Source organism: Rhizobium phaseoli (assembly GCF_010668805.1).
Taxonomy (GTDB): domain Bacteria; phylum Pseudomonadota; class Alphaproteobacteria; order Rhizobiales; family Rhizobiaceae; genus Rhizobium; species Rhizobium phaseoli_A.
The window spans coordinates 43,513-65,583 of sequence record NZ_WUFT01000026.1; the positions used below are offsets into that span (position 1 = coordinate 43,513).

The 22,071-nt window shown below is 60.2% G+C and carries 16 protein-coding genes and 2 pseudogenes; 12 read left to right on the top strand and 6 right to left on the bottom strand.

The window, feature by feature from the left end; translation table 11 throughout:
• Positions 1-117: 117 nt before the first annotated feature.
• On the bottom strand, positions 118-1,155 hold the full coding sequence (gene repB, locus GR197_RS28380) for a plasmid partitioning protein RepB (RefSeq protein WP_130738471.1): 1,038 nt from the start codon (positions 1,153-1,155) through the stop codon (positions 118-120).
• Positions 1,152-2,375, bottom strand: coding sequence for a plasmid partitioning protein RepA (gene repA / locus GR197_RS28385; RefSeq protein ID WP_032999097.1), 1,224 nt, complete (start codon positions 2,373-2,375; stop codon positions 1,152-1,154). Before repA ends, repB begins: the two co-directional genes overlap by 4 nt.
• A 378-nt stretch (positions 2,376-2,753) precedes the next feature.
• Between repA and traI the strand changes: the two genes are divergently transcribed.
• From traI to GR197_RS28435, 10 genes and pseudogenes are all read left to right on the top strand, one after another.
• A complete protein-coding gene (gene traI / locus GR197_RS28390) occupies positions 2,754-3,377 on the top strand; it encodes an acyl-homoserine-lactone synthase TraI (protein WP_130738472.1) in 624 nt (207 codons plus the stop codon).
• Positions 3,378-3,387: 10 nt separating this feature from the next.
• Positions 3,388-4,365, top strand: a complete 978-nt coding sequence (gene trbB, locus GR197_RS28395; protein ID WP_130738435.1) for a P-type conjugative transfer ATPase TrbB — start codon at positions 3,388-3,390, stop codon at positions 4,363-4,365.
• A complete protein-coding gene (locus GR197_RS28400) occupies positions 4,355-4,738 on the top strand; it encodes a TrbC/VirB2 family protein (protein WP_130738436.1) in 384 nt (127 codons plus the stop codon). The genes trbB and GR197_RS28400 overlap by 11 nt, the downstream gene beginning before the upstream one ends.
• Positions 4,731-5,030, top strand: a complete 300-nt coding sequence (locus GR197_RS28405; protein ID WP_027681723.1) for a conjugal transfer protein TrbD — start codon at positions 4,731-4,733, stop codon at positions 5,028-5,030. Before GR197_RS28400 ends, GR197_RS28405 begins: the two co-directional genes overlap by 8 nt.
• 10 nt (positions 5,031-5,040) lie before the next feature.
• The gene (locus GR197_RS28410) at positions 5,041-7,497 is read left to right on the top strand and encodes a conjugal transfer protein TrbE (protein ID WP_164015671.1); all 2,457 of its coding nucleotides are present in this window, start codon (positions 5,041-5,043) and stop codon (positions 7,495-7,497) included.
• A complete protein-coding gene (trbJ, locus tag GR197_RS28415) occupies positions 7,469-8,272 on the top strand; it encodes a P-type conjugative transfer protein TrbJ (RefSeq protein WP_128408799.1) in 804 nt (267 codons plus the stop codon). Before GR197_RS28410 ends, trbJ begins: the two co-directional genes overlap by 29 nt.
• Positions 8,266-8,469, top strand: a complete 204-nt coding sequence (gene trbK, locus GR197_RS28420) for an entry exclusion protein TrbK (protein WP_204330439.1) — start codon at positions 8,266-8,268, stop codon at positions 8,467-8,469. The genes trbJ and trbK overlap by 7 nt, the downstream gene beginning before the upstream one ends.
• Complete coding sequence (gene trbL / locus GR197_RS28425; RefSeq protein WP_130738438.1) at positions 8,463-9,644, top strand: P-type conjugative transfer protein TrbL; 1,182 nt, start codon at positions 8,463-8,465, stop codon at positions 9,642-9,644. Before trbK ends, trbL begins: the two co-directional genes overlap by 7 nt.
• A gap of 20 nt (positions 9,645-9,664) precedes the next feature.
• Positions 9,665-10,012, top strand: a pseudogene (locus GR197_RS28430) (VirB8/TrbF family protein); the annotation flags it as partial.
• 71 nt (positions 10,013-10,083) lie between these two features.
• Positions 10,084-11,622: an IS3 family transposase gene (locus GR197_RS28435; RefSeq protein WP_164015674.1), complete on the top strand. Its 1,539-nt coding sequence runs from the start codon at positions 10,084-10,086 to the stop codon at positions 11,620-11,622.
• 59 nt (positions 11,623-11,681) lie between these two features.
• Here the strand turns inward: GR197_RS28435 and GR197_RS28440 are convergent.
• From GR197_RS28440 to GR197_RS28455, 4 genes and pseudogenes are all read right to left on the bottom strand, one after another.
• Positions 11,682-12,404, bottom strand: a pseudogene (locus GR197_RS28440) (ParB/RepB/Spo0J family partition protein); the annotation flags it as partial.
• Positions 12,405-12,968: 564 nt separating this feature from the next.
• Positions 12,969-18,071 (bottom strand): DEAD/DEAH box helicase family protein, encoded by a 5,103-nt coding sequence (locus tag GR197_RS28445; protein WP_130680784.1) that lies wholly within the window; start codon positions 18,069-18,071, stop codon positions 12,969-12,971.
• Positions 18,072-18,260: 189 nt separating this feature from the next.
• Entirely contained in the window at positions 18,261-18,866 is a 606-nt protein-coding gene (locus GR197_RS28450; RefSeq protein WP_164015677.1) for a DUF1419 domain-containing protein, read from the bottom strand.
• Positions 18,867-18,931: 65 nt separating this feature from the next.
• Entirely contained in the window at positions 18,932-19,966 is a 1,035-nt protein-coding gene (locus GR197_RS28455; RefSeq protein WP_130663794.1) for a DUF3991 and toprim domain-containing protein, read from the bottom strand.
• Positions 19,967-20,195: 229 nt separating this feature from the next.
• Here GR197_RS28455 and GR197_RS28460 point away from each other — a divergent pair, with 229 nt between their 5' ends.
• Both GR197_RS28460 and GR197_RS28465 read left to right on the top strand, forming a co-directional pair.
• Positions 20,196-20,687 (top strand): hypothetical protein, encoded by a 492-nt coding sequence (locus GR197_RS28460; RefSeq protein ID WP_164015679.1) that lies wholly within the window; start codon positions 20,196-20,198, stop codon positions 20,685-20,687.
• Positions 20,688-20,692: 5 nt separating this feature from the next.
• Complete coding sequence (locus GR197_RS28465) at positions 20,693-21,886, top strand: HlyD family type I secretion periplasmic adaptor subunit (protein ID WP_130663795.1); 1,194 nt, start codon at positions 20,693-20,695, stop codon at positions 21,884-21,886.
• The last annotated feature ends 185 nt before the right edge of the window (positions 21,887-22,071 follow it).

Genomic DNA, 22,071 nt, shown 5'->3' on the forward strand with positions numbered 1-22,071 from the left:
GGGAAATGCGATTCTCTAGTTGTCACACATTGAGAGAGGCTTCCACGACGGCAACGTTTGGGGGGCCTTTTTCTTTTGCAGTTCTTCCTTTCCTTCACCTCCAAACCCTGACAACTGTCAGGGTTTGTCGTCTTCTCGCAGGCGGGCAAAGCGCTCCGTAAGCTCTGGGAGCTCCGCCTTAACAAACTTCAAAAACTCGATCCCTAGTGATCCCTCGGCCGAAATTCGAACCTCTTTCAAAGACACCACCAAAGCGCCGAGCTTCGTTCCGCTCTTGTCTGTAATCGGGCTTGGCTCCCGACGAGCAGTCGATGCTGGCTTGATGGCGTTCAGCGCGCGCTGAAACCTTTGATCGGACGTCTCAACCGCATCGCCCTTCTTAACCAGCGCCGCCCGTAGAGCATCGAGCGTTCCCGAGTCACCGGCAACCGTCTTGGCAAGATCGAGCCAACGCGGCCGCCCGATCTTCGGCGCCCGCCCAATGGCCTCAATGATGTCCGCGGGAATGATCCTGTAGACATTTCGCATCCGAGCCAGTTCGGCGTCCTCGATCGAAAGCGCAGCGTAGATGTGCCGAGGCTTGATCCCCGCATCATCCATTCGGGAGGCAAATAGCGCGCGCTCGATCCAGGTGAGGTCTTGGCGACCCGCGTTTTCGATGCCTTGGGCAAGAACTAGATCGAGGTCAGAAATCTCGACCTCGATGGCTCGAACGGGCTTACCTATCTGCTTGGCAGCAAGCCAGCGCCGGTGACCGTAGACAATCTGGTACCGATCGGGTGACGACGGGTGTTTGCGCACCTGGACGGGAACCTGTTGCCCCTCAGTCTCGATCGACCGCTTGAACGCCTCGAAGCTCGTTGCGTCATCGTCCGGCAGTCTGTCCGGATAAGGGGAAGGATCAATGAGCGACGGATCCAACTCGCGAACCGCACCACCGCCCGACTCCACGATAGCCTTCAAGCGGTCTCGCTCCGTTCGAATGTCGTCGATTGCTCGGTGAGCAGCACCGATCACACCTGCTCCGACACGATTTCCGGGAACCGGGGCAGGGGCCTGCGACGGCTGCTCTTGATCCGCAGCCTGATCACTCTCCAGCTCTGCGGAAAGCAACCCGAAGCTGGCGACAATCGACTTGCGAGGGGATTTGCTCATGTCCGCCCCCAGCTCTCATTGACGAGGCGAACAATCGCCTCGTTCACAGCATCTACCGCCTCGCGGGCACGCTTGTGAGTATCGCGTCCAATCTGCCCCAATTCGAGCTCGTATACCGAACGTTTTGCCAAGCCGGCTGCTTCAACGGCGGTGCTTTCAATGGCGGTGGGCAATAATACGTCGGAGCCGAACAGGTGCCGAAGCATCGCGACGACTTGCGACTGTGGCGCGTCATTGGGGTCGTGTCGAGTAACCAGATACCGAATGAAGTCCTGGTCCAACTGAGCGCCGCTCTCGTTCAGAACACTAATCAGATCGCCCATCATGAGAAGGAACTGACTCATTGACGCGACGTCCAGCATGGCCGGGTGGACCGTAATGATCATGCTGGTCGCGGCGTATATCGCGCTCAACGTGAGGAAGCCGAGCGACGGCGGAGTGTCAAGAATCACGATGTCGTAGTCCGCCTCGACTTCCGAAAGGGCGAGTTTCAGTCGCTCAAAGAAGATTGCGCCGGAGCCGGACTTGTTCGCCAAGATCCGTGGCGTTTCGTGCTCATACTCCATGACTTCAAGATTGCCAGGAATGAGATCGATGCCGTCAAAATATGTCTTGCGAATTATATCGCGGATGGGTCGACGCTCGGCGTCGTCGTAACGCAAAGCGGCATAGATCGTTTCATTCGACCCGACATCAACTTCCGGCTGAGCACCGAACAATGCGGACAAGGATGCTTGCGGATCCAGATCGAGTGCGAGGACGCGATACCCATGAAGGGCGAGATAGTGGGCAAGGTGGACGCAGGTTGTCGTCTTTGCGCTGCCGCCCTTGAAGTTGGCTATCGCAAGAACCTGGAGGTGCTCGCCGGCACGACGACGAGGAAGGAACCGTAAGGCGTCTGCAGGTTTCTGCATCGCGAACAATTCACGCATTTCATTGATCTGGGCCAGCGTGTAGACGCGATGGTTATTTTCCAGCCTGCTGGGAACCGGTCCACGTCCTTCGGTGGACATGAGCTTCAGGGTGGAATCGGGTATAGACGTCAGCTTCGACACTTCGTTGGTCAGAAAGGGACGCAGGGTCTTTTCCGATTTCGGCGGATACATGCGAGTTCTGAGCTGCTGCAATTGCCCGGACAGAAGCCCGGCATGGCGCATGATTTTGCTGCCGGCATCTTCCTTCGAGCCAACCACTGCTTCTACTCGGTTTGCTATCGCCATCTGTCCCTCTTGGCGGCTTTCTACCGGTTTTCCGGCCATTGCCCGCTAAAGATAGAACACGATTCTCCGAACTGGTCCAGAAGTTTAGGGTTAACAGAAGGTTAACGACCGGGGACAATCTGCACCAAACTATTCGGATTTTATCTTTTTTGCTCCGGGAGTTAGCCTCAGATCTCCGGCTCCTTGATCCCGGATTGTTCTCCTGTGAATCCTACAAATCCGAACAGTGTAACTGCAAGGAGATTCGGGAGCTCCCGTAGTGCCACACCCTCAAATATCAGCGACTCACCTCGCAACGTGCATGTTGAATCCTACAACTGCCCGCTGATTCCAATCTGTGCTCAATACCCGACGGCACTTAACGTCGGAGAATCGCATATGCTGGCATCGGTCGTTGCAATCCCCAAATCCGAGCACGAAAGACAGCTCGTTGACGGTCAACACAAACTTCGGGCCCGAGTTTTCGGGGAACGGCTTGGCTGGGACGTCACCGTTCGAGACGGCGGGGAACGAGATGAATTTGACGAACTTCTTCCCACCTACATTGTGACAACAACGGACAAGGGCGCCATCGCGGGATGCGCCCGACTTCTCCCGGCCATGGGGCCCACAATGGTGACGGGCGTATTTCCATCGCTATTGCCGAATGGCCGTCTCAGCGCCCATCCTTCGATGGTCGAGAGTTCCCGTTTCTGCGTTGACACGGCTCTCGCTGAGGGGAGGGGGGACGGCTCGGTCCATGAGGCCACGCTGACCATGTTCGCCGGCATCATCGAATGGTGCTTCGCGAATGGCTACACCGAGATTGTCACCGTAACCGATCTTCGGTTCGAGCGCATCCTTGGCCGCGTCGGATGGCCGCTGCATCGTTTGGGCAAGCCGAAGAAGATCGGCGTGACGATGGCCGTGGCGGGCACACTGCCCGCCAATGCGGAGACGTTCCTCGGGCTCCGTCCTTCCAATTACCGTTCTGAACTCAGCCCTCTCAGCCAGGCAGCGTAAGGAGAAATCCGTGAACCAGCTTCGCTCTCATCCCCGGCTTGTCCGCAAACTTCAGGAGGCGCTCGGCGATCAGCTTTGTGTTGCCCTGGACGACGCGACTGTCGTCGAAATTATGCTCAATCCGGACGGAAAGTTGTTCATTGAACGACTTGGTCACGGCGTTGTGCCCGCTGGCGAGATGTCGTCTGCTGCCGCGGAGATGGTGATCGGTACCGTGGCGCATGCGCTTCAATCCGAAGTGGACACGGAACAGCCGATCATCTCCGGCGAGCTGCCGATCGGCGGCCACCGCTTCGAGGGACTGTTGCCCCCCGTCGTCGCCAAGCCTGCCTTCACAATTCGACGCCGAGCATCGCGCCTCATTCCGCTCGAAGACTATGTCCGTAGCGGCGTGATGACGGAGTACCAAGCCTCCACGATCCGCAGCGCGATCTCCGCGAGGCTAAACATCGTCATTTCCGGGGGAACGGGCTCGGGCAAGACGACGCTTGCGAATGCGGTGATCGACGAGATCGTCAAGTCTGCGCCGGAGGATCGTCTCGTCATTCTTGAGGACACCGCGGAAATCCAGTGCGCGGCAGAAAACGCCGTTCTCCTCCATACCAGCGATTCGATCGACATGGCCCGGCTCTTGAAGAGCACCATGCGCTTGCGCCCCGACAGGATCGTCGTTGGCGAGGTCCGCGACGGCGCAGCCCTGACATTGCTCAAGGCCTGGAACACCGGTCACCCGGGCGGCGTGGCGACCATTCACTCGAACACCGCCATGTCGGCGCTTCGTCGCCTTGAGCAACTGACGGCCGAAGCAAGCCAGCAACCGATGCACGAAGTGATCGGGGAAGCGGTCGACCTGGTCATTTCGATCGAGCGGACGCCGCGCGGGCGGCTTGTTCGCGACATCATCCAAGTCGAGCGGTTCATCAACGGACAGTACGAGATTGAATCCGATCAGCTCACCGAAGAACAGGAGGCGCGCCATGTCGCGTAAGCCTGCCCTCATCGCCGCCGCGCTCTGGGCGGCGCCAATCGTACTTGCCTCTGTCGCGCCGACGCTCGCCAGTTCCGGCGGCAGCCTCCCATGGGAGGGGCCACTGCAGCAGATCCAGGAGTCGATAACCGGCCCGGTCGCGGGTGCGATTGCGCTTGCAGCCGTGGCCATTGCCGGCGGCATGCTCATCTTCGGCGGCGAGCTCAACGATTTCGCGCGGCGCCTTGTGTATGTCGTTCTCGTCGCCGGCATCCTGCTCGGCGCTACCAACATCGTCGGCCTGTTCGGTGCGACCGGCGCTTCGATCGGGCTAACCGACGCGCAGATCACGTCAATTGGTGCGAACGGAGGAGGGGAGGGAGATCATGGCTGAATCCCTTTCCGGCCTGCGGCGCAATCGCATCCACCGCGCGCTGTCGCGCCCGAACCTGCTGATGGGCGCCGACCGGGAGCTGGTTCTGATCACCGGCCTTGCGGCCGTGATCCTGATCTTCGTCGTGCTTACGGCCTATTCGGCACTCTTCGGCGTCGCTGTCTGGGTCGTGATCGTTGGGCTGCTCAGGATGATGGCGAAGTCCGACCCACTGATGCGGCAAGTCTATATCAGGCACATTTCCTACAAGCCCTATTACAAGGCGACCACTTCGCCGTGGCGACGGTACTGAGAAGGCGGCCATGGTAGCTCTCAAACGCTTCCGGGTGACCGGCCCGTCCTTCGCCGATCTCGTTCCTTATGCCGGCCTGGTCGACAATGGTGTCCTCCTCCTGAAGGACGGAAGCCTGATGGCCGGCTGGTACTTCGCTGGCCCGGACTCCGAAAGCGCGACCGACCTCGAGCGCAACGAGCTGTCGAGGCAGATCAATGCCGTTCTGTCTCGGCTCGGAAGCGGCTGGATGATCCAGGTCGAGGCCATCCGTATTCCGACAGTCGACTATCCATCAGAAGATCGATGCCATTTCCCCGACCCGGTAACCCTCGCAATCGATGCCGAGCGTCGGGCGCATTTCGCGCGCGAGCAGGGGCATTTCGAGAGCAAGCATGCGCTAATCCTGACCTACCGGCCCCTCGAGTCCAAGAAGACTGCTCTCAGCAAATACATCTATTCGGACGAGGAAAGTCGGAAGAAGTCCTACGCGGACACGGTGCTCTTCGTGTTCAAGAACGCGGTGCGAGAGCTTGAGCAGTATTTTGCCAACACTCTTTCGATCCGGCGAATGGAAACCCGCGAAACGGTCGAAAGGGGAGGGGAGCGAATCGCCCGATACGACGAGCTGCTGCAGTTCGCGCGGTTCTGCACCACCGGGGAAAGCCATCCAATCCGCCTTCCCGATGTTCCCATGTATCTCGACTGGATCGCCACTGCGGAGCTTGAGCACGGACTGACGCCAAAGGTCGAAAACCGTTTCCTCGGCGTCGTTGCGATCGACGGTCTGCCGGCCGAAAGCTGGCCCGGTATTCTGAACAGCCTAGACCTGATGCCGCTGACCTATCGGTGGTCATCGCGTTTCATTTTCCTTGATGCCGAGGAGGCCCGGCAAAAGCTCGAACGCACCCGCAAGAAGTGGCAGCAAAAGGTCCGGCCGTTCTTCGACCAGATATTCCAGACACAAAGCCGGTCAGTGGATCAGGACGCCATGAGCATGGTGGTCGAGACTGAGGATGCGATCGCGCAGGCCTCGTCGCAGCTGGTTGCTTATGGCTATTACACGCCAGTCGTCGTGCTGTTCGACAGCGATCGCGAGGCACTCCAGGAGAAAGCGGAAGCGGTCCGCCGGCTGATCCAGGCGGAAGGTTTCGGGGCGCGGATTGAAACGCTCAACGCCACTGACGCCTATCTCGGCAGCCTGCCGGGCAACTGGTATTGCAACATCCGTGAGCCGCTGATCAACACCAGCAATCTCGCCGACTTGATCCCGCTGAACTCGGTCTGGTCCGGAAGCCCGATCTCCCCATGCCCGTTTTACCCACCGAATGCCCCGCCCTTGATGCAGGTTGCGAGCGGATCGACGGCGTTCCGTCTGAACCTGCATGTCGATGATGTCGGCCACACACTGATCTTCGGTCCGACCGGTTCGGGTAAGTCGACGCTTCTGGCTCTGATCGCTGCGCAGTTTCGCCGGTACGAAAATGCGCAGATCTTCGCCTTTGACAAAGGCAGTTCACTTCTGCCCCTGACGCTCGCAGCCGGCGGCGATCACTATGAGATCGGCGGCGACAATGCCGAAGAGGGGAGGGCGTTGGCCTTTTGCCCATTGTCCGAACTTAAAAGTGATGCCGACCGGGCTTGGGCGACGGAATGGATCGAGATGCTGGTCGGCCTGCAGGGCGTCACCATCACCCCAGATCATCGCAACGCCATCTCTCGGCAGATCGGCCTGATGGCGAGTGCATCCGGTCGCTCGCTCTCGGATTTCGTCAGTGGCGTGCAGCTTCGCGAGATCAAGGACGCGCTGCATCACTATACCGTCGATGGCCCAATGGGCCAGCTCCTCGATGCGGAAGAGGACGGCCTCACACTCGGCGCCTTCCAGACCTTCGAGATCGAGCAGCTGATGAATATGGGCGAGCGCAATCTCGTGCCAGTGCTGACCTACCTGTTCCGCCGGATCGAAAAACGTTTGGATGGGTCGCCGAGCCTGATCGTGCTCGACGAGGCGTGGCTGATGCTCGGCCACCCTGTATTCCGCGACAAGATTCGCGAGTGGCTCAAGGTGCTCCGCAAGGCGAATTGCGCCGTCGTTCTCGCGACCCAATCAATCTCCGATGCAGAACGATCCGGGATTATCGACGTGCTGAAGGAATCCTGCCCTACCAAGATTTGCCTTCCGAACGGCGCCGCCCGCGAGTCGGGGACGCGTGAATTCTACGAGCGCATCGGCTTCAACGAGCGGCAGATCGAGATCGTCGCTACCGCCATGCCGAAGCGCGAATACTACGTCGCCACGTCAGAAGGCCGGCGGCTCTTCAACATGTCGCTTGGGCCAGTCGCGCTGAGCTTTGTCGGCGCGTCGGGCAAAGAGGACCTCAAACGCATCCGCGCACTGAAATCCGAACATGGCCGCGACTGGCCGATCCACTGGCTTGAAACGAGAGGAGTTCACGATGCCGCATCGCTACTCAAGTACGTATAGATGGTTTGCATGCCTAGCGGCCGCCACGCTCACGATCGTAACCGCAGGTCCGGTGCAAGCCGGGACAGCCACCGGCGCTGCGACGGAATGGACGCAGCTCGCCAACAATGCGCAGCTCGTAGATCTCATGAAAAGCTCCGGCATCCAGGTCGACAATCAGCTGACTCAGATCAGCCAGCTTGCAGAGCAGATCCAGAACCAGCTGAAGATCTACGAGAACATGGTGCAAAACACTGCGCAGCTTCCTGACCATGTCTGGGGTCAGGTCGAAAGCGATCTCAACCAGTTGCGCAGCATCGTCGACCAGGGACAGGGCATCGCCTTTTCGATGGGGAATGCGGATGACGTTCTTCAGCAGCGGTTTCAGAGTTATGCCGATCTCAAGACGAATTTGCCTGACAACGCGACGTTCTCCTCGACCTACCAGTCCTGGTCGAACACCAACCGCGACACGATCGCCAGCTCGCTGAAAGCGGCGAGCCTCACGGCCGACCAGTTCGATAGCGAGGAAGACACGATGTCCTCGCTGCGGTCGATGTCCGAAACAGCTGACGGGCAGATGAAGGCTCTGCAGGTCGGGCACGAGATCGCAGCGCAACAGGTCGCACAAATGCAGAAGCTTCGCGGTCTCGTCTCCCAACAGATGACAATGATGGGAACCTGGCTTCAGACGGAACAGACCGACAAAGACCTGGCGCAGGCGCGGCGGGAAAAGTTCTTCAACGCCGAGGTCAAAAGCGTTCCGGAAGGCCAGAAAATGGAACCGCGATGGTGAGCCGCTCCGTTCTGATTGCCTTGCTGTTGGCTGTCGCCGCTGCATCGTCTGCAGCGACAGTGCTGATCGTCAATTCCCGAAACACCGGAATACCTGCGCTCACCGAGGAGAAGCGCGCCGTCCGGGAAAAATTCTTCGGCTCCGACAAGGATCTGCCGCCGATCAAGGAAGGCCAGGAGATGCGCCCGAGATGGTGAAGGTAACTGTTGCGCGTTCTTTCCTGATTACAGGTCTCTTTTTCCTTGCCTATGCTGTTCCCGCATTCGCGCAGGAGGGGCAGGTCCTCACGGAACTGGAAAATCAGGTCTCCTCCGCTGCGAAGGGGTGGGAGACCACCATCATGGAGGCGGCGAAATCCCTATTCTGGATTCTCGCAACGATCGAGATCGGAATTGCGGCCGTCTGGCTGGCGATCCAATCGGCCTCGCTGGACAGCTGGTTCGCCGAACTGGTGCGGCGGATCATGTTCATCGGGTTCTTCGCATTCGTTCTGACCCAAGGTCCGACCTTTGCGCGAGCGGTGGTTGACAGTCTTTTCCAGATTGGCGCCGGTGCTGGTTCAGCGTCGCCCGCGGAAGTGTTCGATGCAGGCATCCGGGTCGCCTCGCAGATGTCGGAGCAGGCACAGTTCGGGGTGTTCGAAGACAATGCGCTTGCGATCGCGGCGGTGTTGGCGATGGGCATCGTCGTTATCTGCTTCTCACTGGTCGCAGCGATTTTCGTGTCGGTCATGGTTGAGATGTATGTCGGCCTGCTCGCCGGCATGATCATGCTCGGACTGGGCGGCTCTTCCTTCACGAAGGACTTTGCCATTCGCTACCTCGTCTATGCCTTCGGCGTCGGCATGAAGCTGATGGCCTTAGTGATGATCGCCAAGATCGGATCGAACGTCCTGCTTGGCCTTGCCCAAGCGCCCACCGCGTCGTCCGATCAGTTCGTCACGACCTTGGCCATCGCCGGTATCTCCGTCGTCGTCTTCATCATCGCCATGTATGTCCCGAACATCATCCAGGGCGTTGTCCAGGGCGCATCGGTGTCCGGAGGAATGGAAGCGATCCGCCACGGCGGGCAAGTGGCGTCTTTTGCGGCCGGTGCTGGCTTCCTCGCCGCCGGCGCTGCCGGCGCGGGGTTTGCGGCGGCTCAAGCCGCACGAGCTGGCGGTTCATCCGTTGCAGGTGCTGCTCTTCGCGGCGTGGGCGCGAGCTTCTCTTCCGGCGCGCAAGCAGCCGGAGCTGCCGCGAAGGAAAAGGCAATCGGCTCTCCCGGCGCTTATGCCGGGTCCATTCTCGGACTGGCCAATGCGAAGCTCGATGAACAGCGCGCCGGTCATAGCGGACCGAAACCTCCTCCCGAACGCAACGACAAACCATAATCGAGACAAGGGAAGAATAAATGGCAGCGAACCGCGCCCCGGAAAACCCGTATCTTGCCGCCCGCCAGGAATGGAGCGAACGCTATGGCTCCTATGTCAAGGCCGCAGCCGCATGGCGCATTGTTGGTGTCCTCAGCCTGGTCATGGCCGTCATCGGCTTCAGCTACGCGATGTATCTGAGCACGCAAGTGAGGCTCGTGCCTTACATCGTCGAGGTCGACAAGCTCGGAACCGCAGTCACGGCAGGCTTTCCGGAGCAGATCGAGTATGCCGATGTCCGCGTGGTGCGCGCCACACTCGGTAACTTCGTCACGAGCTTTCGCTCGATCACGCCGGATGCGGTGGTGCAGAAGCAATACATCGACCGCATGTTGATTTCCACTGAGAGCTGACCCGGCGGGGGTGCGGACGAAAACTTGGACCACCAAGGAGGTAGTTCATGTATTCCTACGCAGACAGACTTCAAGCCGTTGAGCTCTATATCCGGCTGGGAAAGCGGCTCAATGCAACCATTCGGCAGTTGGGCTATCCCACAAAGAATGCCCTGAGGGGCTGGTACCGCGAGTACGTCGAGAATCTCGACTTACGTTTTCAGGCGGTAGCTCGCGCGCCAAAATATTCCGAGGCTCAGAGGCAGGCGGCGCTTGAGCACTTTCGCACCCATGATCGTTGCATCTCCGCGACGATGAGGGCGCTCGGCTATCCCGGTCGAGGAACTCTAACCGCATGGGTTCGTGAGGCGTTTCCCGAGATGCGAACATCGATGGTCGGTCGATCCTGGCATCCGGGCTACTCCGAGGAAGTCCGGCAAGCGGGGGTCATTGGACTATTAAGTGGAGATGAAACCGCCCAACAGGTAGCTGACCGACTGGGCGTCTCAAGGCCGACATTGTACAGCTGGAAGGACCAGCTTCTCGATCATGAGGCCCCATCATCCATGAAACGCCGCAAAGCCAGCCCCAAGATGCCTGAACGTGAAGAGCTCGAGCGACAGCTTGAAGCACTCCAGCGTGATGTCCGCCAGTTGCAACTTGAACACGATCTCCTGAAGAAGGCCAACGAACTCATAAAAAAAGACCTGGGCGTCGATCTGCAGATCCTGAGTAATCGGGAGAAGACACAGCTGATTGACGCCCTAAAGGAAGTTTATCGCTTGCCTGAGCTGCTCGCCCAGCTTCGAATTGCCCGAAGCTCCTATTTCTATCATCGCGCCCGCATGTGTCTGGCAGACAAGTATGCCGCCGTGCGACTCAGCTTGGCGGAAATCTTTGAAGCGAACCGTCGTTGCTACGGTTATCGGCGACTTCAGGCGTCGCTGGCCAGACAAAGCGTTTTAGTCTCGGAAAAGGTTGTCCAGCGATTGATGAAGCAGGAGCAGTTGGTCGTTCCCAGACCACGTCGACGGCGGTTCGGATCCTATCTGGGAGAGATCAGTCCAGCGCCCGAGAACATAATCAATCGCGACTTCCATGCAAAAGCGCCGAACCTAAAGTGGCTCACAGACATCACCGAGTTCCAGATCCCCGCCGGCAAGGTGTACCTTTCCCCCATCATCGACTGCTTTGACGGCATGGTCATCAGTTGGTCAATCGGAACCCAACCAGATGCGGGTCTCGTCAATACCATGCTGGATGCAGCCATCGGGACCGTAACCGACGGAGATGAACGGCCAGTCATCCATTCCGATCGCGGAGCCCATTATCGTTGGCCTGGCTGGCTCAACAGGATCAGCAATGCGCAGCTGGTCCGCTCTATGTCCCGAAAGGGATGTTCGCAGGACAATGCCGCGTGCGAAGGCTTCTTCGGCCGCCTGAAAACAGAGCTCTTCTATCCACGAGACTGGAAGGCCATCACGATCGAGCAGTTCGTCGCCGAGGTGGACGCCTACATCCGCTGGTATAATGAAAGGCGCATCAAAATATCGCTGGGATCACTCAGCCCGGTCGAGTATCGAAAAAGTCTCGGCCTGATCTTATGAAACAGTCCAAGTTTTCGTCCGCACCCCCGCCGGGTCAGCTCTCAGTGGAAATCAACACCCTCGACATTGGTGGTGTAGCGGTTGTCCTCATCCCCCTGCGCGAACAGGTCCTCTACCCATTCGATGCCGTAGGCCGCGGCGAGGTCATCGCCGAAGCTCGCGTCCTTGGCGTATATGCGCTTCTTGTTCAGCGCATTGGCGATCGACCACCAGGACGTCGTATCGCCCTTCTTCGGCTTGTTGGCCTTCCAGACCTCCTTTTGCTCATCGACACTTGCAGCGGCAATGACACGGAGTTGCTGCTCGTTCGGCATGTCGCCAAGCGCCATCTGGTCGAGCATGGCCGGGAACACGTTGGCAAGAAGCCGCAGCTTGCGAATCTGGCGAACGGGAAGCGCAAGCGCCATCGCGATTGCTTCCTCGCTCCAGCCGAGCGCGACGAGGCGTTCGATACCACGCCATTGATCGACGGGGTTGAGTGGCTCGCGCGCGATGTTCTCGACCATGGATCGCATGACACCATTGTCGTTCGCCGCTTCGACGACGAGTACGTCGATCTTTTCAAGTTCGGCTGCTATCGCCTGCCGCTTGCGACGATGACCGGATTCAATGATGAAACCGTTGCCACCGTCAGGTTCGGGGTAGACCAGTGGCGGTACGATGATCCCGACCGCCTTGATGGTGGCAAGCAGCAGTGCATCGGCCTGCGGGGTGGACTTTGTCTGGCGCGTTTTGTCAGGATTGTCCTTCAGGGCGCGCGGGTCAACTTGCATATGACGCATGGGAAGCTCCATTTTGGGCTGGGACGCGGCGCTCTGCCGGTCCTTCTCGTGTCTTCTTTTTCCCGAAGACACCTTCCGGACCGCTGGTCGGCCGGACTGGCGCAACTGCGGCCGAGCATCCCTGCTGCGAAGGACAAGCGGGGCGGGCAACGCACGCCTTGCGAAGGACGAGTGGCCGGGATGGCGGAGGCGTCGGTTGAGCGAAGCGGTGGCGGGAGGACCGATCTGCGATCGGTTTCTCTTTTCCCGTTTCTCCCCTTCGTCTCATTTTCATCTTGGGGAGGGAGCCAGGTCGACCGACCACGCCATGCCTGCGAGGCACGAGCCAATTAACAGCGCTAGGTCTGAGGCAAAAAAAATGGGCCAGCGGAAAGCCGCGGCCCATGAAGTGTGAAGGTCAATTAACCTCCAGAGGGGAACAGCTGGTGCAGCGGCACTGGGAGGAAACCGCCATGTGCATCAGCTGTGAGCAGCATGATCACTTTTTGATCAGATGGAAAACATTTATTGTGCAATGCAGCTATGCGAATGCTGCGTTGCTTGCAAAACCGAGCGCCCTGCGTGTCATGCCGCCTCCGTCATGGTCTCGGCTTCCCGCCTCACGGCCGCCGCGAGGGCTTCGTCGACCTCACGGAGTTGGCGGCGTTTCTCCGCTAGCTCGCCGGCGAATGCGAAGCTACCACCCTCGCGCGAGCGGTAGGATGCGAGCCGCCGATGCGACTCTTCCAAGCGAAGGCGATAGCGCTCCCGCTCTTCCTCAAAGCCGCCGAGTGCGTGCTCGAGGCGGGAAATGGCACCGAGCGGCGTGACCGTCACAGCAAGATCAATCTCGTAATCGGCGCCCGTGCGCTGGAGCATGGTGGCGTAGCGATAGCCGTCACTCTTACCGAAGCGCTCACCGTCATAGACGAGATCGAAGCCGCCGATGGAGGCGAGATGAACCTCACCCTCCTGCTGAAGCTGGACGAGCGTGAGGATCTCCTTCATCAGTGCGCGGCCGGCGTCCTTCCGCTCGGCATAGGCTTTGCCAGGCACCGTCATCGCGAACGCATCGCCCGTCGTGGGAGCCAGGCGCTCGATGTCCTTGGCAATTTCGCCGGCGCGACGCGTCGAGACCTCGATATCGCGCTCGGCATCCCTGATCTGGCGGCGAACGGCATAGAGGTCATCGTCGTGCGCGGCGCGTAAGCGCTCAAGGCGGGCGATGTCTGCCTCGAGACCAGCCTTCTGCATCAGCCTCTCATCGCCGGAGGCAATGGCTTTAGCCATGGCAAACTGGTTTGCCTGACCCTCGCCGAGATCTTCAAGCCTGCGGATCGAGGTGTCGCCACTGAGCGCGGCTGCGATAAAGCGGGCCTTGCGCTCATTGTTCTGCCACATCGAGGCATCGAGCGATCCTTCCGTGGCATAGGCGAAAATATCAACTTCATCGTGCTGATTGCCCTGTCGAACGATACGGCCCTCACGCTGCTCGATGTGAGATGGCAGCCACGGCACGTCGAGATGATGCATCGCTTTCAGACGAAGTTGGGCATTGACCCCGGTCCCCATGGTCTCCGACGACCCGATCAGGACGCGCACGCGGCCAGCGCGCACTTCTGCGAAAAGCCGCTGCTTCGCCTCGGTCTTCTTGTAATCCTGCATGAAAGCGATTTCGGAGGCGGGAACCCCGAGCCGGACGAGCTCGTCGCGGATCCAGCGATAAGCGGAGAACCCGCGGGTCTTCTCGACGTTGATGGTTCCGAGATCGGAAAAGATCATCTGCGCGGCGCCGGCCAGCTCGTACAGCTTGCCGTCCGGACGAAGATAGGTGTTTTCGCCCGTCTCCTGCCAGATGCGGAAAGCGTTGCCGACGAGGAGATTGAGCTTGTTATTCTCCTCATTGTCATTGGCCGGCATCACCAACCGGAGATCGATGGCGGCGTGACGGCCATCGGTGATGACGGAGAGCAGGATGTCGTCGCCCGGCTGCGGCGGCCCCTCGCGCATCTCGATCGCTTTGATTCGGGCCGCAAGCATCTGCTGGTAGGCTTTGAAGGACGGTGTGGGCTTGGCGGTCAGGATCTGCCGGCGGCCGGTGGAGATTGCCGGCACCTTCACATATTCGCGAAGATCCTCCGGCAGCACGACATCGGCGAAGGCTCGGAACATGGCAATCAGTTCCGGAACGTTGACGAAGCTCGCGAACCGGCTGACCGGCTTGTATTTGCCGGAGGGCTGGATTTCCAACTCGGTGACCGTGTCCCCGAAGCAGAGTGCCCAGGCATCGAATTCGTGCAGCCCGCGCTCGCGCAATGCCTCATGCCCGAGAAGCCGCTGGATCGAGAACATCTCGCCGAGCGTGTTGGTAATCGGCGTGCCCGAGGCGAGCACCAAGGCACGGCCAGGGTTCCTCGTTTCGATGAAACGCGATTTGACGTAGAGGTCCCAGGCGCGCTGAGAACCGTTCGGATCGATGCCCTTCAGCGTCGACATGTTGGTGGCGAAGGACAGTTTGCGGAACTCTTGCGCCTCGTCGATGACGATCTGGTCGATGCCGATTTCCGAGATGGTCAGCAGGTCGTCCTTGCGGGTCGAGAGCGCTTCAAGCCGCTCTTGCAGGCCCTCTTTCAATCGTTCCAAGCGCTTCCGCGAGACGCGGTCCTCGCTGTCGACCTTCGTCAGAAGCTCCTCATAGAGCTCCAGTTCATTGTGGATCATCTGTTGTTCGAACGCCGATGGCACGGCGATGAACCTGAACGCGGAGTGAGTGATGATGATCGCGTCCCAGGTCGCAGTCGCGGCGCGCGACAGGAAACGCGCTCGCTTGTCCTTCGTGAAATTCGTCTCATCCGCCACGAGAATGCGGGCATTGGGGTAGAGCGCGAGAAACTCACGCGCCGCCTGCGCCAGGCAATGGCCGGGAACGACCAGCATGGCCTTGGCGATCAGGCCGAGTCGGCGCTGTTCCATGACGCTTGCTGCCATCGTCATTGTCTTACCCGCCCCGACGGCGTGGGCGAGATAGGTCGAACCATCGGCGATGACGCGCCAGATGCCACGCTTCTGGTGCCCATAAAGAACAAAGGCGCCAGAGGCGCCGGGAAGTTTCAGATGAGAGCCGTCAAATCGCCGAGGCGCGATGTTGTTGAAGCGCTCATTATAGACCCTGGCGAGACGGTCGGTGCGGTCGGGATCGGTCCAGACCCAGCGTTCGAATTCGCTCTTCAGCTTCTGAAGCTTTTCGCGCGCCGCCTCGGTATCGACGACGTTCAGGATGCGCCGCTCGCCGCCGACATCCTGAAAGACGTCGAAGATCTGCGGAACGCGACTGTTCAGTGCATCGGCAAGAAGCTCGCCAGCATGCCGGCGGTTCGTCCCCCATTCGGAGGTCCCGGCGGCCGTATATGCGAGCTGCCGCGCCTCGACTGTCCACGAACCAAGTTCCGGCATATGATAGATCTTGATGTCTGCGCCCATTGTCTCCTTAATGAAGGCCACGACATCGTAGGCAGGAATCCACGGTGCGCCGAGGCGGGCCGTGATGTCCGATGGGCGAAGATCGGCCGGTTGGACCGCCAGCAGCGCGCGAACATTGCGATCGAAGGCGCCATCGAGTGCCGTTGCTGCTTCTGCCGTTGCGAGCTTCGTGCGTACCGGCCCGGAAAGGTAAGCGTCGGAGGTCTGCCAGGAGCCGTCGGAAGGATCTTGGAAGATCCCGTCGCCGAGTTCATCGATGACAGCGTCAACATGCCTATGCAGCAGTTCGGCGATATGTTCGATGTCGACGCGACCGCGTTCGTTGAGCACCACTGCCAGCGCATCGGCAGCACTGGTCACAACTGGTGGGGCAGGGGACGAGATCACGCGTTCGGAAAAGATCGGTCCCGGCTTTGCGGTGTCGGTATCGAGATCGTAATCCTCGATCGAGGCCACAAGCCAGCAATCGGGATCGTCACGGAAGGGCTGAAGGTTCGGCTGCCAGTGTGTTTCACGCACCTCGCCGGTCTTGGCATCCTCCACGATGCTGACCGTCGTATGGTTGATCGGACCGAAGTCACGAACGAAGCTCGACCAGGCGATACGCAGGCGCACCTGCAGATCGCGCCACGGCCGATCCATCTCTTGGCACCTGAGCACATCACGGACGGCATCGCGGACCGGGATCAGCTTCTTGACGATACGGACATGCTTTTCCGGAATGCCGTCGGCATTGCGGCCCTTGCGGACCTTGATCGGGACGGGCGCACCATCGACCATCTGCATCAGGCCGATGCGGTTATCGACGAAGAAACTGCCTTCCCGGATCTGTCGGTTGTCTGGACGTAGATCGACGATCTCGGCCAGCTCATTCTCGAGCTCAAGATCCACGACACTAGGCTCGCCGTCATAGACGTCTTCCGGCAGATGATCGATTGCCGCGTTCAACGCGGCCTCGAGGTCCATCCCGGCGGACGGCCGGCAGGTATAAGTCTCGCCAAACGGGCCGGATGTCAGGGCATGGTGGCCGAGCACACATTCGGGGTGCTCGGCGAACCAGCGGTTCACACGAATCGGGCCTTCATCGTTGGTGCCAGGTCGGACCTCTTCGAGATCGATCCAGGAGGCGTCGCCTTCCGGCTCGGCGACCTTGCGCTTGTGGAAGAAGAGGATGTCGACGACAACATCGGTTCCGGCCTCGGCCCGGAAACTGCCTTCGGGCAGCCGGATCGCGGCGACGAGGTTGGCCGACTTGGCGATATGCTCGCGCGCCGTTGCGTCGGCTTTGTCCATCGTTCCCGAGCTCGTCACGAAAGCGGCGAGCGCGCCCGGCTTCAACAGGTCGATCGATTTGGCAATGAAGTAATCGTGCAGCCTGAGACCCAGCGCCCGGTACTGGCGGTCCGATCGGACGGCACGGTCGGAAAAGGGTGGGTTGCCGATGGCAAGATCATAGATGGCGCCGAGGTCGGCGCGTGCAAAGTCCGAATTGATGATCCGCGCCGCAGGCTGAAGCAATCGGACTATCCGTGTGGTCACTGGATCGAGTTCAACGCCGGTGACGTGCGCCTTCTCGCGGAACGCCTCCGGCACCAGCGCCGGGAACAAGCCCGTCCCAATTCCAGGCTCCAGCACCCGGCCGCCGCGCCAGCCAAGCCGCTGCAAACCAAACCAGATCGCCCGGACAATGAACTCGGGCGTGAAATGCGCATACTGGGTGCAGCGGGCCAGCGAGGCATAGTCGCCCTGGCCAACAGCGGATTCGAGCGAGCCGCCAAGTGCGTCCCAACCTTCACGGAGGTCGATCTCGCCCGGCCGGCGGAACATGCCATTGGCCAGCTCCGACGCGCCGAAACCGGTAAAGCGGATCAGCCTCCGCTGCTCCTCGCGTGTGGCCGGTCGATCCTGCTTCTCGATTTCGCCAGCGAGCAGGATCGCCGCGACGTTCATGCGCGCCCGTTCCTTCCAGCTCGCGGCAAGGTCACGGCCGGTGCCACCAAAATAAAAGTTGGCCCGGTCACGCTGCTTGCCAGGCGCCGGACGCTTTGTGGCGGCGACAGCCGGGGAAGGCGAGGACGGTGGCGGTTCGGGGTCGTCATCGTTTGCCGGCTCACCCGCAAAGCCGCCGAACGCGGTGATGCCGAGACCAAGTCCCGACGACAGTGCGCTGCTGCCGAACATGTCGAGTGTGAAAGGATCGTTGCTCATGAAGTTCTCCTCGGGAGATGGCGAGCGTCATCGGTCCGCGGGAAGGCACCTGCGGAGATCGGATTGCGCTCAGGGTTCAGGGGTAAAGGGCCGAGCCGCGGACGGCCCCGTGGCTCCGTTGCTAGGACTTCTCGATGAGGGAGAGCTGCATCGAGTCCGGATGGAAGGAAAGCATCGCCGTCCTCTCGTTCATGCCGCGACCGCGTCGGGAAGGTAGCGAAGATGCACCGGGAGCTTAGCCGCGATCTCCTCGTCGGTCAGATCGTCGAGCGACTTCAGGGCGCTGCCCGCTTTGCCGCCGTAGAACAGGATGGTGCGTTTCGCGCGCGCGACCTCTGGCAGGCAACCGCCGGCATAGCCGCGATAGGCATCCGCGGTGCTGCTCCAGATGTGTTCCAGGCGCTCCTCGCGAGTCATGGCCCGCACCGGCCGGCATTCGCGTTCGATGATGGCGACGCGCATTGTTTCGACGAATGCCTTGTCGGAAAGATCACAATAGCCATGGAAATAGCGGATCGCCTCGTCGATCCTGAGCGCGAAGAACACTGATGTCACGGAGCCGGTCATGAATTCGCGCATGGCAAACATGGAACCCCTGATCCACAACGGCGGCAGGATCTCGAACATGTAGTCATGTTCGGTCTCACCGATTTCGAACCATTCGCCGGCATAGAGCGACGTGGCGTTACCCTCCCAGCGGTTTGGCAGCTGGGAATGCCGATCGAACATCCGGAACATCTGATGGCGATCAGCGACGCCCTGGAAGACTTTGTGGATTGCGGGAGAGGGATTCATCTGCGGCTCCTTCGGAGATTTGGCGGACCGAAGTGCAGCGCTGTCCTCCCGACCTCACCATCATTTCAGTCCTTCATCACCCCTCCCGCGTCGCCGGCATCGCGATCGGCCGGGTCAAGGGCCGGCTCCGCCGGGCGAAGCCTCCCTTGACGTGGACGGCGCGCATGCGGCACGCCTCTCCATTCTTTTGTGTTCTCCCTCTTCTCCACTTCCCTTTGTCGCAGTGCCTCGTTCCAGTCGTCAGCCGGCGGACGCAGCCGTTGCCATTCGCAGCCGACGTCCTCAGCGAGGGCGCGCAGGCGCGCGGCATAGGTCTCTCCTTGTGAGTTTGCGTCCGTCGCCGCAATGAGCTTGACACCAGGCCCCGCGCCAAGCGCGCGCAAAGCCATATCCGTGCTCGGCGACCAGCCGCCGCCGGTACTAAGGTAAAGCGTGTCCTCCCGAATGCCCTCGATGGCTGCGAGGCTCATCGCGTCGATCGCGGCTTCTGTCACGCAGATCCGCAACGCCTCAGCCGGCCCAAAGCGAAAGAGGACTTTCGTGCCCCCGGAAGCGAACCCACGCCATTCCGGACCGCGCTCCTCCCACCCGCGCACGGTTCCCGCGTCATCGGTATGAACAGCCCACATGCTGCCACAGGGACCTTCGCGGAGCCGGTTCCAGGCCAGAGCTGTGCGGAGTACGGCGGTGGGAAGATACCGTGTTTCGGAAAGGTATCGCCAAGTTCCTGATCCGGGCCGCGGCCGATTGCGCTGCGACCACCGATCACTGAGCCTCGTCTCGGCATGCCGTGGTTTCACGCTGTTGCGCCATTCAGGTTCAGACGGCCGGAAGCCGACGAGCTCGGCAACACGCTTGACCCCCTCAACAAAGCCGACATTCTCCAGGTACTCGACCAGAGTGAAGACGTCGCCCTTGTCGTCGCTGAGCGGATCGAACCAGCCCCGGCCCTCATGCGTGACGATGATAATCTCGGCACGGCGGCGGAACTTCACGGCGCGGCGCGTGCTTTCTTTCAGATCGACGGCAAAGCCGGCGTGTTCCAGCACCGAGCCGCAACTTACCTTCTCCCTCAATTCTTCAATGGATTTTCTTTGCATCGCCATTCCGATCGCAACGCGATCGGTCCCTTTCTCTTTTTCATTGCCGCACACCTCGCGGGCACTTCCTGCCGCCGCGAAGAGCAAAGGCTGCAAGGGCGCGATCGGCAATTGTCGGATCATGCAATGATCTGGCCGGCCGCGGCGAAGCCTCCCTTGCGGCGTGCAGCACGCAAGCGGTACACCGAAGGCAGAAGGCCGGCTCAATGAGCCGGCAGGGGAAAAATTCGTGAACGATCTCGAGATCGTCGTCAGCGGCGATCTCGTCGGAGGGAAGGACGCCGTATTCGCCGTCGACCTCGAAGAGGGTGACCGGGACCATCAGGTCGCGAGAGAGCTGGAAGGCGTGGGACTGAGCGAGAGTGAGATCGCGCGACATTTGAGAGGCTCCATCCGAAGCGGCCGCAGCTTGCTGGCGGACCCTTTACGGGTTGATCGCGAAGATCCGGCGCTGGGTCAGGACGCCATCACAGACAAGGGGGATTGGCATGCTTCGGCGGGTGACGCAGTTCTGCGCACAGCCTTCACGCTTGTGCCAGTTGCCGCCGCAGGTGGGCGGTTGCCGTTGCCGCCGCCCGGACGCTTATGGTTCGCCCCCGTTTTTCCCGTTGGCATGGCGAACGGCCGTATCGTCGAGACTGGCACTCATGACGAGCTCCTTGGTAAGCCCGGCGGTCTTTATGCCCGACTGTGGGCTCTCCACTGCAGACCGGAAAGGTGAAGTCCATGCCGGTCATCAACGGAATGAAGGTCTCGCAAGGGGAGGTCCTGCTCGCCCTCGACGGCGGCGAGCTTCAGGCACAAGTCGCCGGTACCCAAGCCACGCTTGCCACGTACCGAGCCGAGATGGAAAGGCGGCAGATTGCTGTTAATGCCGTCCGCGGAATAGATCCGGCAAACATCACATCAATCGAGGCTCCCGCTATCGCATGGGATGCGTTAATTCCGAGATCCATCCAGTTACGCGAAGACAGCGTATTAAGGGGCGATTTCAATCAGTTGCGCTCGGAGCTTTCCAGCATCGAGGCTCGGATATCCCAAAAGCTGGCAGCAGCAGAAAACCTCGTCGCGACGATGGCGGCGCAATCCGAACTAATTGCCACCCTCCAGGATCGCTCCGATATTAGCCAGACTCTGGTCGCCAAACAGGCCGGCTCGAAGAGTGACTGGCTTGATACGCTCGAAAAGGTGAAGACAGAGCAAGTGACGCTCACATCAGAACGCGGAGAACTTGCCGATACCAGAGCACAGCTCGAGGTGCTCCGCCGCGATTTCGTAAAAACTCGGGAAGCCTTTGTCGCCGACAATCTCCAAAAGTTTGCCGACGCCGCGAGACAGGCAGATGACCTGGAGCAGAAACTCAAGCAGGCCCAGACTGAACTCGACCAGACCGTGCTGAAAAGTCCGATCGAAGGGGTGATCCAGGACTCCTCCGTCACCACCATTAGTCAGGTTGTGACGTCAGGCGCGCAACTGATGCGGATCGTGCCATCCGATCCCGCCCTCAGAATCGAGGCGTATCTTCCCAACGGTGATATCGGCTTCGTGCGCACCGGCCAGGCTGTGAGCGTCAAACTGGAAGCCTTTCCGTTCACACGCTACGGCACTGTTCCTGGAGTCATCACCCGCATCGCAAAGGATGCAATTCCTGAACCCGATGCGCAGCAGATCGAGGCGGACCCCGCACGCACCACCGACGCCGGCATCAGCATCACCGGACAGGCAGACCGAACCCAGAACCTTGTCTTCCCAATCACCGTCGAGTCGGAACACAACACCATTGTCGCCGACGGACAGACGATCAATTTGTCGCCTGGCATGGCTGTCACGGCCGAGATCAAAACGGGAAGGCGCCGCATTCTTGAATATGTGTTCTCGCCTGTCGTCGAGGTTGCCGAGAGCGCGATGCATGAACGGTAGGGATTGACCGTCGATACCGACAGCCTTGGATGTGACACCCCAGAACGCTATGCCCTACATGGCACGGGAGATCTGCCGAGACGACCACGCCTACGGGAACATTGCCACCCGATCGTAGATTTCATACTATGACCGAGGCTGAATTCGCACGTTGGTCGAGGCATGCGTTGATCAATGTTTTATAG